We start from the raw sequence: 12,293 nt of genomic DNA on the forward strand, positions 1-12,293 counted from the left end.
GTGCGGGCGGCAAGACAATAACGGTAAGGGGGCGGCAATGTGCCAAAGCGTCGTTACCGCTTAAAATCCCCATGCCGGTGCGGAAAAGCTGAAATAAATAGAATCAAACAACGACCTGACATTAACACAAATCAAAACAGATTCGACAGCACGCCGATCTTCAAAAGCTTTGCCTTCGCCCGCTTGTAATAGCGCTCGGCCGAAGCCGCGTCGATGTTGAGATGCGATCCGAGCTGATCGTAAATTTCCTTTCTGCTGACGCCGGACGGCCTTTGCCGCATCCAGGCAAGCACCTCCTGCTCGCGCGGGGAAAGGGCCGAATGATAGACCTCCGGCTCGGTGCTTTCATCGTGGTCAAGGCCGACCGATTTTCCCGCTTCGGCGATTTCCTGCACGATTTCCGCCATGGCTCCAGGCCTGAGATTGTTCTTTGCGATATACCCGGCAACGCCGAGCCGTTGGCACGCCTCCCATTCTTCCAGGCTGTCCGAGCCGGTGATGACGACATGGATGGCCGCCGGTGTCTGCTCCACGATCGACCTGATGACGAGCAGTCGGTCGCGCGCTGAATGGGGATCGTAGCCGGGAAGGCCCGGGTCGATGAGTACAAGCGCGAAAGGGATCGATTCGGCCAGTTCAATTACCGTACTTATGCTCCCCGCTGCATGAACTACCGAGGCAGGAAATGCGGTTTGGAGTTCGTGGACCAAGGCGAGTCGCATCAAGTGTTGATCTTCGACGACCAAGAGATCAGCCCCGAAACTGGATGGCGGCATGCAAATATCTTTCAAAAATTACTCAATCCGACCAATGGGATAATTATAAACAAACTCGATAGGCGCAAATAGGGACAACGTTGTCACTTTTCCCAAAAAGTCCCAACGCTATAACGAACACATTCAACAAAACGCCTTTGAGACTTTAGTCACTTTAATACCGGAAGCAGTTAATGAAACGATATATTGCCAGCCTTCTGCGGTCGAAAGCTCGAAAATCGGCTGAGCGCACATGCGTAGCGACCTGCGCCGATGCCGGCGGTTGCTGCCCTTTACGCGTGGTTTCAAAAGTTCAAAGTCTCTAACAAATCAGCTGCCAAGGCCGTGCATTCTTTACCGTGCCTTATGTTCCCTACCGACTAGCGAAGCGAGTGAGCGCTCCTAAACCATCGTCAAATAAAAAGCCTTTCAACGAGCGATGATTCTCACAACTATCCAGGCAGCAAGATCGCTAGTCGCACAAACGGCCCCGTTCTCACGGGGCCGTCTTGTTTTTCATGGCCACTTCAATCAGAGCAAAATCACCAGCGCTGATCTGAAGCAGGCCGAAGCGTAGTTGGGCGCCCCAGTTTGGCCTGCCCGCTGTGAATTGAAGCTTGTCGAGCAGAGGACGTATCGAAGCTGCATGTGCTTCGTCCCAATCGACATCGCGCCGTGACGGGACGAAGCCATTTCCCATGTCGAAAATATGAGGGTCGCCGGCTTTTACAGTACCAATGGCTGTGAATGACTGCAGCTCATCCTTATTGCCGAGTATTTCAGTTGGCGAATAATAGGCGACATGATCCCCGGCCTTGATGCGATTCAATGGTGCAATCTTGCCGTGGCAAACCTGCATGAAGCCGCCCCTGATCCCCCTGCGGACGTGATCGGCCGATGCGACGGCGATCCAGTGCCGGGTCATTCTATAGTGTCCTCCGCCGGTGCGTAGACGCGCAAACGTTGCCCGTCCGGATCAAGCGCCACGAAACTATATCCAAAATCCAGCCTCGCCGGTTGTTGAACTACGGCGATACCAAGACCCGTCCATTCACTATACAGCGCTTCCAGCGCCGCATCGCTGTCGACGCTGAAAACCAGTTCGCTCCCGCCAGCCTGTTCGGTGGGTGCCGGCAGGACCTTTTCGCGCGACCACATTGCAAATTTGAGGCCCGAATCGAGGACAAACATCGCAAAATAGGAAGACTCCTCTACAGGGTCTCGATCGAACAATTCGGCATAGAAATGCCGGCTGCGTTTTGCATCTTTCACATAAATCAGCATGAAATTGGGATTTAACATTTTTGCCTCCTGTTTGACGGGAGTAATCTAGCCTCAACTACTGTCAGTTTTTGGCAGTAGCAGACGCTCAATCCAGCGATTGTATGCCTTCGGCCTCCCGCCATTGTTTGATGAGCGCATGGCGGCGTTTGGGATAGCGCGTATCTGTGGTCTGAAGCGCCAAAATCCGGTCGGCGCGGAAATGGCGATTGTCCTGACGCAATTCGCACCAGGCGACAACGACACGGACGCGATCAAAGAAACCGAGAGCGAAAGGCCAGATCAAACGGCGCGACTGTGTTCCATTGCCATCGCTGTAGGTGATTTCAAGTTTGCGTTCTGAACGTATCGCTTTCCTGACCGCGGCGAGGTCGATCGTATCCGGCGAAGAACCCGGTGGGCCGACTAGTAGGGCCGAAGAATCGACATCGCTGCGCAAGTCATCCGGAAGAACAGCGACGATCTTCGAAAGTGCGTCTCGCGCGGCAAGCGCCAGTCGTTTGTCTGGCTGCTTTTCGACCCAGCGAGAGCCGAGGACCAGCGCTTCAAGTTCGTCTTCGGAAAACATAAGCGGCGGCAACATGAAGCCCGGACGCAACATATAACCGAGACCCGGCTCGCCTTCGATATGCGCGCCCTGAGCCTGGAGCGTAGCGATGTCGCGATAGAGCGTACGAATACTCACGCCGGTCTCATCGGCGAGCACCTTACCGCTTACCGGACGGCGGTGGCGGCGCATGATCTGGATAAGGTCGAGCAGGCGTTCTGATCGGGACATTGCAAAATCTCTCTGAAATATCATGCCATATTTTGTCAGTATCCGCACCAAATGGCGTTTGACGCGCGCCGACACGCTTAAAACTCTATTAACCCTAACATTCCAGCGCACAATGGCTGAGCGAGCTATCGCTCTGAAAACATTGGAATATTCGCGAATTGGACCAGTAATTGTAACGGTTCCAAAATAACGACTAGCAACTAATTGGGAAAGCAAGCTCCGAACCGCTCTGATCTAGTAAAACAATAAAAATAATCGGCGTAAACAGAGGTTAACCATGAAAAAGTGTGCATATATTGTTATTGTGGGATTGTTAAATTGCGTTGCATTTTATTCAATTTCTTCTGCTGCTACGCAAACTCTGTCGGTTTCACTTGAAATATTACCATCAAAGAAAATTATCAAAAGAACGTCTCAAGGTTCGCTTCGTAACCGTTCGAACGTCGTCAATTACTATTCGCCCAATTGGAAGCGTGGCCGCCCAGGCATAGCAGGGTCGAGCGCGCGGCATGGCCGAGACAATGTCACATATGTGAGCAAATTGACTCGATAAGTGATCGCGGCGGATCGATCCAATCTCTGACACATTCGTTATTCATCCAGCGTTCAGGAGCTTTGCCTAAAGTCTTAGGCTCTACATTGAACACGCTGAAGCCAACTGAAGCGGCTTTCACTGGAGGAATGATGCGAAAATTGATTTCGGCCATATGTGCCACGCTTATTTCGTTGGGAACGGTCGGTGCGACCGGAATCGCAAGCGCTGCGCCAGTCGCTATTGAACGGCCGGCCGATGCCACACGTGCCGGTATTCCAAACCCGAATGTTCAACCGATCCATGATCGCTGGGACCGCCGACACTATCGTTGGGAAAGGCGTCATCATCGTTGGGATCGCCGGTGGGATAGACGCTGGGATCGCCGTTGGGACCGTCGGCACTATGGCCGTTGGGATCGTCCATACCATCGCCGCTGGGATCGCCCGCACTATCGCGGGTGGGATGATCGGCGATACAATCGCGGGCGTTACTATCGTACCGGCGTCTACTTTTCACTCTGAGACGCACAAACCCCGGCCAAGTGCCGGGGTTTTTTCAACAAACGAAAAGTTGATCGAGCGCTACGGGTGATTTTTGCTGCCTTTGATCTAGAGTGCCAACCGGAAACCCTTGAAGCCAAACCATATTTAGCCACAAGAGTTGGGAGACACCCATGAATAGACTGATCGCTTTGACTGCGACGCCGCTGTTTGCCGTCGCTGTTTTTTCGATGTCAGCGCATGCAGATCCGATCGCCGACCGACAGGCACTGATGAAGGATCAGGGCAAGACCGTGGGTAGCATCACACCGATCATCAAGGGCGAAAAGCCTTTTGACGCCCAATTGGTCATGACCGCGCTGAAGCATCTGAACGAGGATGCGCAGAAAATCGATATCGCGACACTATTCCCGAAAGGCTCCGAGACGGGCGGCAAGACAACAGCCTCGCCGAAAATCTGGGAAGACAGCGCTGGTTTCGAAGCGGCCATGAGCAAGTACAAGGCCGACGCCGCAAAGGCGGCTGCCGCCGAGCCAAAGGATCTCGACAGCTTCAAGGTCGTCTTCAATCAGGTGACCGAGAATTGCGGCACTTGCCATAAGGCATTCCGTATCAAAAAAGACTGAGACCGTACCTATGATGCGCAGGGCCGCGCTCATCGTCATCTTGCTCGCGGTGATCGCTGGAGCGGGCTTCTGGTATCTTACGGCACCCGTCCGGCTTGATCCGTCACAACTTGCCGCAGTGGCACCCGGCGATGTTCAGCGCGGTGTAAAAGTGTTTTGGCAGGGCGGGTGTGCTTCTTGCCATGCAGCACCGGGCTCAAAGGGCGATGCACGGCTGGTCCTGGCCGGCGGCGTCAACCTGGTCACCCCGTTCGGGACCTTCGTGACGCCGAATATATCCCCCTCAAAACAGGGTATCGGCGATTGGTCGTTCGAGGACCTCGCCAATGCAATGATGGCCGGTGTTGCGCCCGATGGCCGGCATTTCTACCCAGCGTTCCCCTATACGTCCTACGCGCGCATGCAGCCACAGGACGTTGCCGATCTTTACGCCTACCTCAAGACCTTGCCACCCTCTGACAATGTTGCCGGTCCGCACAAACTTGGCTTCCCCTTCAATGTCCGGCGCGGCCTGGGGCTCTGGAAGCGGCTTTATCTTTCGCCGAAACCCGTCCTTGCCATTGCCGAGGCGACGGATGCGGTGAAGCGCGGCCAGTATCTTGTTGAGGGTCCCGGACATTGCGGCGAGTGTCACACACCGCGCAACGCCATAGGCGGGCTCGACAAAGGCAGGTGGCTTGCGGGGGCAAAGGCCGCAGAAGGCAAGGGCGTCGTCCCCAACATTACGGACGGGGAAAGCGGCATAAGCGATTGGTCGGAAAAGGACATCGCTTACGCCCTCGAGAGCGGTTTTACGCCGGAATTCGATTCGCTTGGAAGTTCCATGGCCGACGTCGTCCAGAACATGGCCCAGATCGATGCGTCCGATCGTGAGGCAATCGCCGCCTACTTGAAGGCAGTGCCGCCGCACGCGAATGGCTATCCGGCTCCGGCGCCACAGTGAATACCAGCGATCAGCGCCGTTCGCAGCGGATCAGAACAGATGGGCCATCATTATATTTGCTGCGCATCGTATAGAGCCAGCCCTGGCATTCCTGTAACGAAGTGAAACAACGGACCGCAAAGACGGGCGCTTCATCGCCGCCAAACGAGATGATCGGATTGTCGGTCGTGCCTGAATAATAGCCGATGATGATGCCGGAGCCGCGCGGCGGCGTATTGCATCGCCGCCCGGCATATTCGCTTACATTCTTGAGTACGGCCGCCGCACGATCAATGTGGGCAACGGCGAGAAAAGGCTGGGCGGCGAGCCCCATAGCAGCCAATAGCATGAGCCTGCTTTGTAACATTGCAAGAAACCTCCGTGGCCAACACAGCAGTTATACTCAATCTGCCGCAACATTGCGCGGTCGTTTCATTGAGCAACGGCACGGGCCCCTCGGAAGTTTCTGCGATGGTGTTCACATTTGTGTTTTTCCGGCGAGCTTCAGCGCGTAGGCGTACACATAGGCCACCTCTTCCAGACGTGAGAAACGCCCAGAAGCCCCCGCATGCCCGGCTTCCATATTGATGCGGAAGAGTACCGGATTGTCGTCGGTCTTGAGTTCACGAAGTTTGGCCACCCACTTCGCCGGTTCCCAATAGGTAACGCGCGGATCAGTCAGGCCAGCGACGGCCAGAATTGGCGGGTAGGCCTTGGCTTCAACGTTGTCGTAGGGCGAATAGGAGGCCATGTATTCATAGTCGGTGGCCGAAGTGATCGGATTTCCCCATTCCGTCCACTCGGGCGGCGTCAGCGGCAGCGTATCGTCGAGCATGGTGTTGATTACGTCGACGAATGGCACCTCGGCGATGATGCCGCCGAATGTATCCGGCGCCATGTTGGCGATGGCGCCCATCAGCAGGCCGCCGGCGGAACCGCCCTGCGCGACGATGCGGTCGTGGCTCGTGTACCCTTCGGCTACGAGGTGCCGTGCAGCGGCAATGAAATCGGTAAAGGTGTTTTTCTTGTTGAGCCGCTTGCCGTTCTCATACCAGTCATAGCCCTTGTCCTTGCCGCCGCGAACATGCGCAACCGCGTAGATAAATCCGCGGTCGGCAAGCGAGAGGCAATTGGTGTTAAAGCTCGCCGGTATGCTGATCCCATAGGACCCATAACCATAGAGCAGGCACGGTGCTGTGCCATCGATCCTGGTGTCGCGATGATAGACGATCGAGACAGGTACAAGCTCGCCGTCGGGGGCAGGGGCCAGCAAACGACGCGTCACATAATCCTCAGGATTGTGCCCGGAGGGTACTTCCTGCGTCTTCAGCAAGGTGCGCTCGCGGGTACGCATGTTGTAGTCATAGACCTGGGTTGGCGTGGTCATTGACGAATAGGAGAAGCGGATGACGTCGGTGTCGTACTCGGCGCTTCCCTCGAGACCAAGCGCATAGGCTTCCTCGTCAAAGGCGATGGCGTGCTCTTCGCCGCTCTTGCGATCGCGAATGAGAATACGCGGCAGACCGTTCTCGCGTTCAAGCCAAACGAGATGGCTGGAATAGGCGGAATGACCAAGGAGAAGACGTCCGGATTTGTGCGCGACCACTTCGGTCCAATTCGACTTTTCGGGCGCGTCCAACGGAGCGCTCATGATCTTGAAATCCTTGGCGCCCTCATCATTGGTGAGGATGTAAAACACGTCGCCGCCTTCGGTGAGACCATATTCGACGCCGGGCTCGCGCCCTGCAACGAGTCTTGGCTCGGCGGTCGCGTCGTTGGCGGGGATCAGCCATATTTCTGACGTCTGGTGATCGTGAATATCGACGAAGATGAAGTCGTTCAGCGAGCTGCCGCCGACGCCGAGGAAGAAGCCTGGATCCTTTTCCTCATAAATGAGGCGGTCCTCGCTCTCAGGTTGGCCGAGTTCATGATAGTAGAGACGCGATGGCCGGTGATTGGCATCGACCCGCGTATAGTAAAAGCCATTGGACTGTGCATTCCATACACCGCCGCCAGTCGTGTCGCTCACGCTGTCCGTCTGGTCCTGAAGCCTTGCCAGGTCGCGTACCTTCAGCGTGAAGAACTCGGAGCCCTTGTCGTCGTACCCCCAGATCATCTTGTTGTGATCGGGCGAGTGATCGGCTGACGCGAGACGGAAATACGGCTTGCCTTCGCCTTCGAGATCGCCGTCGAGCAGCATGGTCTCATCGCCGCCATCGCGCGGCGTGCGGAAAAACCGCGGCTGTTGGCCACCAACCTTATAGGACGTGCCATATGCATAAGCACCATCTTTCGAAGGTACTGACGAATCGTCTTCCTTGATCCGGCCTTTCATCTCGTCGAAGAGCCGCTGCTGAAGCGGTTTGGTATCTTCCATCAGCGCTGTCTGATAGGCGTTTTCCGCTTCGAGATGCTGGCGAATTGCCGGATCAAGCGTAGCGGTATCGCGAAAAACGTCCTGCCAGTTCTCGGCCCGCATCCAACCATAGTCATCGACGCGGGTAATCCCGTGGCGTGTGTCGGAGACGGGCCTTTTTTCGGATTGAGGTGCAGCAAGAGCGGGGAAGCGCGAAGCGTTGGTCATCTAAAAACTTTCATGGTTACCAGCGGGAAGCGTCCCGCGGGCGAAATACACATTCAGAAACTATGTGCAAGAAACGCCGGCGCGGCGTCAATCCTCATCGAAGACGAGCGCATTGCCGTTCATGCAATAGCGCACGCCCGTTGGCGGTGGCCCATCGGGAAAAGCGTGGCCGAGATGGGCGTCGCAGTCCGAGCATTTTATCTCCGTGCGCAGCATGCCGTAGGAACGGTCCTCGACAGCAAAAACAGCCTCAGGCTCGATGGGCGCGTAGAAGCTCGGCCAACCTGTGCCCGAGTCATACTTTGTCTCGGAGCGGTAGAGCGGCCGGTCACAACAGACGCACTTGTAGGTCCCCTTCAACTTGCTGTCGAAGTTCGGACTGGAAAAAGCACGTTCCGTCCCGTGATGTCGCGTGATCTGGTATTGTTCGGGTGTCAACTGTTCACGCCATTGTGCGTCGGACTTGACGACCTTGAATGTTCTTGTGGTCATTGAGGGTTCCTTTTTACGCCAGATGTAGGCATGAACACTAGAATCGGCAATATCTGTTATTATAGAATGCTTGGGATGCGGATCGTTGTTCCTCATTTTTGCCATTTTTTGTCTTAGTGGTATGCCGCAAATCGCTGTCAGCATTCCCGAAGTGTTGTCGCACCTGTGGCCGGGCCCTGGCTTTCTTGCGTCCATCGTCGTTTGCGTCCTGTTAATCTCTATTCACGGGATTATTTGAAATATTTCTTTTTTGAACGAAGTATTGATTTGACAAATAAAATGCGCTCCGCAATAGAGTGTCATCAAAGGCGTTGGAGACCTCGCGTGTTCTCGACTTTATATTGGTGATTTTAATCTTCCTACCGAGATAAAAAAATAGACGAAGGAATTGGACTTAGATGACCACGTTCGACAATTCAAACACAACTGCCGGCGACGTCCTGCTTGAACTCACTGCCGAACTGGTTGCTGCCTATGTCAGCAACAATTCGGTGCCAGCCGGTGACTTACCTACTCTCATCGCCGACGTTCATGCTGCGCTCGGCCGAGTTGGGGGCAGCGTCGAAACAGTCGTTGCTGTTCAGGAAAAGCCGAAGCCGGCCATCAACCCGAAGAAGTCCGTTGCGGACGACTACATCGTCTGCCTCGAAGACGGCAAGAAGTTCAAGTCGTTGAAGCGTCACCTGATGACCCACTACAGCCTTACGCCGGAACAGTATCGCGAAAAGTGGGATCTGGACCCGTCCTATCCGATGGTCGCTCCGAATTATGCTGCTGCGCGTTCGCGCCTGGCCAAGAACATGGGCCTCGGTCGCAAGCGCAAGAAGGCTGCCTGATCGAGCAACGGGCATATGCCACGCAGACGGGACGGCGCCGCAGGGCGCCGTTTTTGCATTCAAGCGGTGCGGATCTGTTTCTCCGGCTCGCTGCCGGAAAGCGATACTTTGAGCGTTTCAAGCGCCTGCTTCAGGCCAATATGGCGGTTGAGGTCATAACTCCAGTGGCCTGCGGCGCCCTTGAGGCGTTCGCGTTCGATCAGCCGCTTCAGCCGCTTGCACAGATGTTCCTTCTTCGCCGCGTCAAGCAATAGAACCGTACCCAGATCCTCGCCACAAAGAATTTGCAGCGCAAGTCGCTGGCGAGCATCGCTTGTCTCTTGCTCCTGCGATTTTAGAAATGCAATTTTCTGCCTGTTCCAATCGATCGCCGACACGCTTTGTCCCCTATGTTGTGGATCAAACGAGTATGCGCGATGACGCTGGGTGTAGGATTTATGTCCTCGTTTTTGGAGATTGAAGGCAAAAATACGATGTAAGTACAGATCCTTAAGATAGGCTGTCAGGAAAACTTATCCACGCACTTGAAGGGTCCAATATAAGAAGATATTCCTATTAGAAATTGGAGCCAGGATGTCTTCGAGTTTGCTCAATCTGATCCGTTCCGCCCCTGAGGCCAAGGCGATGATCCACTCGCTTCGGCCAAGGCGCGGTAAACCGAAGGTACCGGAGCTTGTGTCCATCGACGAGGAAGCGCCGCTCGACGAGCGGCTGCTCCAGGTTTGCGATGGCCTCATCGATATTCTTTCGACGTTCTTCAATGTGAGCGGCCGCGAACTGCGCTCACATTCACGCTGCGAGCGCCCGGTGGCAAGGGTTCGGCAGATCGGCATGTATGTCGCGCATGTGACGCTTGCTCTGACAATGAGCGAGGTAGGGCGCGCCTTCGGCCGCGACCGGAGCACGGTGAACCACGCGTGCCATCTTATCGAGGATATGCGCGAGGAGCTGGAGTTTGACCATATTGTCCAGACGATCGAGAACATCGTGAAGGTCGCATTCATGCGCGACGGGACGGTGCGCTGATGCGCGCAGCAAACGATAAGACCCGCGAGTTGCGCCTGTTGCGCTTTCTGGCTAAAGGCCCGGGTTTCCTCGTCGATCAAGCCGGAAGTGGGCGGGTGATGTTGGAAAGTCGCGAGCACGGCGCGATTTCGGTCGAGCATGCCGCAGTCAAATCGGCACTAAGCAACGGCAGCGCGACACTGCGCGGGACGGAACTTTCACTTAGCGAAGCCGGCAAAGCACATTTGCGCCGGGTCGCGTTATCGGACGATCCTTTCGCCGGCCAGCATCGCGAAGTGACGACGGTGGTCCTCGCTGACCGACATGGCACATCCCAGGTACGCAGCAACCAGAGTGAATCGCCCCTTGCCACGCTCCGCAAGCGCAAAGATGCCGGCGGAACGCCCTTTATCAACGACGAAGCGTTCAAGGCGGGCGAACGGCTGCGCGCGGACTACACGATTGGCAATCTGATGCCCTCGATTGGAGCAAATTGGGACGTTACGGGCAGCGCCTCGCGTTCAAACGGCGTCCTCGACATCACCGATGCGGCGCTTGCTGCCCGCCAGCGTGTCGAGCGCGCATTGGAAGCGGTGGGGCCGGAGCTTTCCGGCGTCCTGGTTGACGTCTGTTGCTTCTTGAAGGGGCTGGAGCTTGTCGAACGGGAACGGCAGTGGCCCGTCCGTTCGGCAAAGCTGATTTTACGAACGGCGCTTGCTGCGCTTGACCGTCACTATCATCCGGCAATGCCGTCACCGCGGAGCCAGCGCATCATTCACTGGGGAACAGAAGATTATCGGCCGGCACTTTGAAGATTACGCCGCGGCGAGGGCAGCCTGCGCTTCGCTGCGGATCCGGCCGATCATGGCGCGCAGGCCATTCGACCGCTGCGGCGTGAGATGCTCGTCGAGCCCAAGCTTTTTCAAGATGGCGTCGGGATCGATCGCCATGATCTCCGATGCGCGCTTGCCCGAATAGAGCACCATCATGATGGCGACGAGGCCGCGAACGATATGAGCATCTGAATCGCCGAGAAAATCAATGACAGGATCTACATCACCATTCAGGGAGCTTTTCAGCCAAACCTGGCTGACGCATCCTCTCACCTTGTGGGCAGCATCGCGGGCGGAGTCGGGATAGGGCTTCAAGTCACGCCCGAGATCGATGACATAGCGATAGCGATCTTCCCAATCATCGAGAAAATCGAAATCAGCAATAATGTCGTCGATTGTCTGTGCCATGCCTTGGATCCTTTCAAGGCACATATAGGCAACCTGGCGGCAAACGTCACGGGATTAGAGCACGTCTTGCCTAGATAAAAACAGTTCTGCTTCTCGGATGGCGAGACAATCCACGCGGAAGGTGGTTGTGCGCCAGCCGGAATCCCTGAAAGCTCGGGTGAGTTTGCCCTAAATCCATCGAGCCTCAGTTTCGTCGGATGGATGAAGCATTGGCCTCGCCACGCCGGCTAGTTTCGGACGACTGTACCGGTCTGCGTCTTTTTGTCGACGCTGGTTGACGCTTCGCTCTGGCGGTCAGCGGCTTCGATTAATTCACGCAACGCGAGTTCGCGCAATTTCGCCTTGATGGCATCGGCGCCTGCAACGGGCTTTGCGTCGCCATGAGCTGCGGCGACCGCGGCGTCCGGGCGCGGCACGTCCTTGCCGAGTTGTGTGTCGAGATAGTCGTAACCTGCCTTGGCAACGTCGCCAGCGCGTTCGCCGGCATTGGCGAAGGCGGCTTTACCTGTCTCGCAGGCCTGCGGCTTGCGGTTGCAGAAATCACCAAGGTCAACAATGGCTTCCCGTGCAGCCGTGAAAGCTTCGAGCGGACCAGGCTGGTTTCCGCCGTGCTCGTCCTTCGCCGGCGGAATGAACAGCGATACCAGCATCATCCAGAAGCAGAACTTGATCGCAAATCTGATCAGGAAACCCATTCCTTTTCCTTTGCCCGATCCCTAGTGGTGGCGTTTTATGGGA

Annotated in this window: 16 protein-coding genes; 5 read left to right on the plus strand and 11 right to left on the minus strand. The window is 55.9% G+C overall.

Features of this window, described 5'->3' with window-relative positions; genetic code table 11:
* Positions 1-131: 131 nt before the first annotated feature.
* The 5 genes from BLR72_RS15695 to BLR72_RS22295 form a co-directional block, all read right to left on the minus strand.
* Positions 132-722, minus strand: coding sequence for a response regulator transcription factor (locus tag BLR72_RS15695; protein WP_175492375.1), 591 nt, complete (start codon positions 720-722; stop codon positions 132-134).
* A 529-nt stretch (positions 723-1,251) separates the two neighbouring features.
* On the minus strand, positions 1,252-1,680 hold the full coding sequence (locus BLR72_RS15700) for an EVE domain-containing protein (RefSeq protein WP_091950101.1): 429 nt from the start codon (positions 1,678-1,680) through the stop codon (positions 1,252-1,254).
* The gene (locus BLR72_RS15705; RefSeq protein WP_091950104.1) at positions 1,677-2,057 is read right to left on the minus strand and encodes a VOC family protein; all 381 of its coding nucleotides are present in this window, start codon (positions 2,055-2,057) and stop codon (positions 1,677-1,679) included. The genes BLR72_RS15700 and BLR72_RS15705 overlap by 4 nt, the downstream gene beginning before the upstream one ends.
* A 67-nt stretch (positions 2,058-2,124) precedes the next feature.
* Positions 2,125-2,814 carry a helix-turn-helix transcriptional regulator gene (locus tag BLR72_RS15710; protein WP_091950295.1) on the minus strand — a complete coding sequence of 230 codons (690 nt, stop codon included), beginning with the start codon at positions 2,812-2,814 and terminating at the stop codon, positions 2,125-2,127.
* 772 nt (positions 2,815-3,586) lie between these two features.
* On the minus strand, positions 3,587-3,865 hold the full coding sequence (locus BLR72_RS22295; RefSeq protein WP_139202539.1) for a hypothetical protein: 279 nt from the start codon (positions 3,863-3,865) through the stop codon (positions 3,587-3,589).
* A gap of 157 nt (positions 3,866-4,022) precedes the next feature.
* Between BLR72_RS22295 and BLR72_RS15720 the strand changes: the two genes are divergently transcribed.
* Entirely contained in the window at positions 4,023-4,475 is a 453-nt protein-coding gene (locus BLR72_RS15720; RefSeq protein WP_091950108.1) for a c-type cytochrome, read from the plus strand.
* A gap of 10 nt (positions 4,476-4,485) precedes the next feature.
* The gene (locus BLR72_RS15725) at positions 4,486-5,418 is read left to right on the plus strand and encodes a cytochrome c (RefSeq protein ID WP_091950110.1); all 933 of its coding nucleotides are present in this window, start codon (positions 4,486-4,488) and stop codon (positions 5,416-5,418) included.
* Positions 5,419-5,428: 10 nt separating this feature from the next.
* Here the strand turns inward: BLR72_RS15725 and BLR72_RS15730 are convergent, their stop codons facing one another.
* From BLR72_RS15730 to msrB, 3 genes are all read right to left on the minus strand, one after another.
* Positions 5,429-5,764, minus strand: coding sequence for a hypothetical protein (locus BLR72_RS15730; RefSeq protein WP_027229979.1), 336 nt, complete (start codon positions 5,762-5,764; stop codon positions 5,429-5,431).
* Positions 5,765-5,875: 111 nt separating this feature from the next.
* Positions 5,876-7,981, minus strand: a complete 2,106-nt coding sequence (locus BLR72_RS15735) for a S9 family peptidase (protein WP_091950112.1) — start codon at positions 7,979-7,981, stop codon at positions 5,876-5,878.
* A gap of 87 nt (positions 7,982-8,068) precedes the next feature.
* Positions 8,069-8,473 (minus strand): peptide-methionine (R)-S-oxide reductase MsrB, encoded by a 405-nt coding sequence (gene msrB / locus BLR72_RS15740; RefSeq protein WP_091950114.1) that lies wholly within the window; start codon positions 8,471-8,473, stop codon positions 8,069-8,071.
* Positions 8,474-8,871: 398 nt separating this feature from the next.
* Here msrB and BLR72_RS15745 point away from each other — a divergent pair, with 398 nt between their 5' ends.
* On the plus strand, positions 8,872-9,309 hold the full coding sequence (locus BLR72_RS15745) for a Ros/MucR family transcriptional regulator (RefSeq protein WP_027229976.1): 438 nt from the start codon (positions 8,872-8,874) through the stop codon (positions 9,307-9,309).
* 59 nt (positions 9,310-9,368) lie between these two features.
* Here BLR72_RS15745 and BLR72_RS15750 read toward each other — a convergent pair whose 3' ends face one another.
* On the minus strand, positions 9,369-9,677 hold the full coding sequence (locus BLR72_RS15750) for a cytoplasmic protein (protein WP_091950298.1): 309 nt from the start codon (positions 9,675-9,677) through the stop codon (positions 9,369-9,371).
* Between the two features lie 205 nt (positions 9,678-9,882).
* Here BLR72_RS15750 and BLR72_RS15755 point away from each other — a divergent pair, with 205 nt between their 5' ends.
* Together BLR72_RS15755 and BLR72_RS15760 are read left to right on the plus strand one after the other, a co-directional pair.
* A complete protein-coding gene (locus BLR72_RS15755) occupies positions 9,883-10,335 on the plus strand; it encodes a helix-turn-helix domain-containing protein (protein WP_091950116.1) in 453 nt (150 codons plus the stop codon).
* A complete protein-coding gene (locus BLR72_RS15760) occupies positions 10,335-11,126 on the plus strand; it encodes a DUF6456 domain-containing protein (RefSeq protein ID WP_091950118.1) in 792 nt (263 codons plus the stop codon). Before BLR72_RS15755 ends, BLR72_RS15760 begins: the two co-directional genes overlap by 1 nt.
* 3 nt (positions 11,127-11,129) lie before the next feature.
* Here BLR72_RS15760 and BLR72_RS15765 read toward each other — a convergent pair whose 3' ends face one another.
* A complete protein-coding gene (locus tag BLR72_RS15765; protein ID WP_091919298.1) occupies positions 11,130-11,555 on the minus strand; it encodes a SufE family protein in 426 nt (141 codons plus the stop codon).
* A gap of 227 nt (positions 11,556-11,782) precedes the next feature.
* A complete protein-coding gene (locus BLR72_RS15770; RefSeq protein ID WP_091950119.1) occupies positions 11,783-12,250 on the minus strand; it encodes a DUF5330 domain-containing protein in 468 nt (155 codons plus the stop codon).
* Between the last annotated feature and the right edge of the window lie 43 nt (positions 12,251-12,293).

Source organism: Phyllobacterium sp. YR620 (assembly GCF_900104165.1).
GTDB lineage: Bacteria > Pseudomonadota > Alphaproteobacteria > Rhizobiales > Rhizobiaceae > Phyllobacterium > Phyllobacterium pellucidum.

Coding starts and splice junctions, on each gene's coding strand:
- BLR72_RS15695 (WP_175492375.1), bottom strand. CDS start 722: ATGCGACTCGCCTTGGTCCACGAACTCCAAACCGCATTTCCTGCCTCG.
- BLR72_RS15700 (WP_091950101.1), bottom strand. CDS start 1,680: ATGACCCGGCACTGGATCGCCGTCGCATCGGCCGATCACGTCCGCAGG.
- BLR72_RS15705 (WP_091950104.1), bottom strand. CDS start 2,057: ATGTTAAATCCCAATTTCATGCTGATTTATGTGAAAGATGCAAAACGC.
- BLR72_RS15710 (WP_091950295.1), bottom strand. CDS start 2,814: ATGTCCCGATCAGAACGCCTGCTCGACCTTATCCAGATCATGCGCCGC.
- BLR72_RS15720 (WP_091950108.1), top strand. CDS start 4,023: ATGAATAGACTGATCGCTTTGACTGCGACGCCGCTGTTTGCCGTCGCT.
- BLR72_RS15725 (WP_091950110.1), top strand. CDS start 4,486: ATGATGCGCAGGGCCGCGCTCATCGTCATCTTGCTCGCGGTGATCGCT.
- BLR72_RS15730 (WP_027229979.1), bottom strand. CDS start 5,764: ATGTTACAAAGCAGGCTCATGCTATTGGCTGCTATGGGGCTCGCCGCC.
- BLR72_RS15735 (WP_091950112.1), bottom strand. CDS start 7,981: ATGACCAACGCTTCGCGCTTCCCCGCTCTTGCTGCACCTCAATCCGAA.
- msrB (WP_091950114.1), bottom strand. CDS start 8,473: ATGACCACAAGAACATTCAAGGTCGTCAAGTCCGACGCACAATGGCGT.
- BLR72_RS15745 (WP_027229976.1), top strand. CDS start 8,872: ATGACCACGTTCGACAATTCAAACACAACTGCCGGCGACGTCCTGCTT.
- BLR72_RS15755 (WP_091950116.1), top strand. CDS start 9,883: ATGTCTTCGAGTTTGCTCAATCTGATCCGTTCCGCCCCTGAGGCCAAG.
- BLR72_RS15760 (WP_091950118.1), top strand. CDS start 10,335: ATGCGCGCAGCAAACGATAAGACCCGCGAGTTGCGCCTGTTGCGCTTT.
- BLR72_RS15765 (WP_091919298.1), bottom strand. CDS start 11,555: ATGGCACAGACAATCGACGACATTATTGCTGATTTCGATTTTCTCGAT.
- BLR72_RS15770 (WP_091950119.1), bottom strand. CDS start 12,250: ATGGGTTTCCTGATCAGATTTGCGATCAAGTTCTGCTTCTGGATGATG.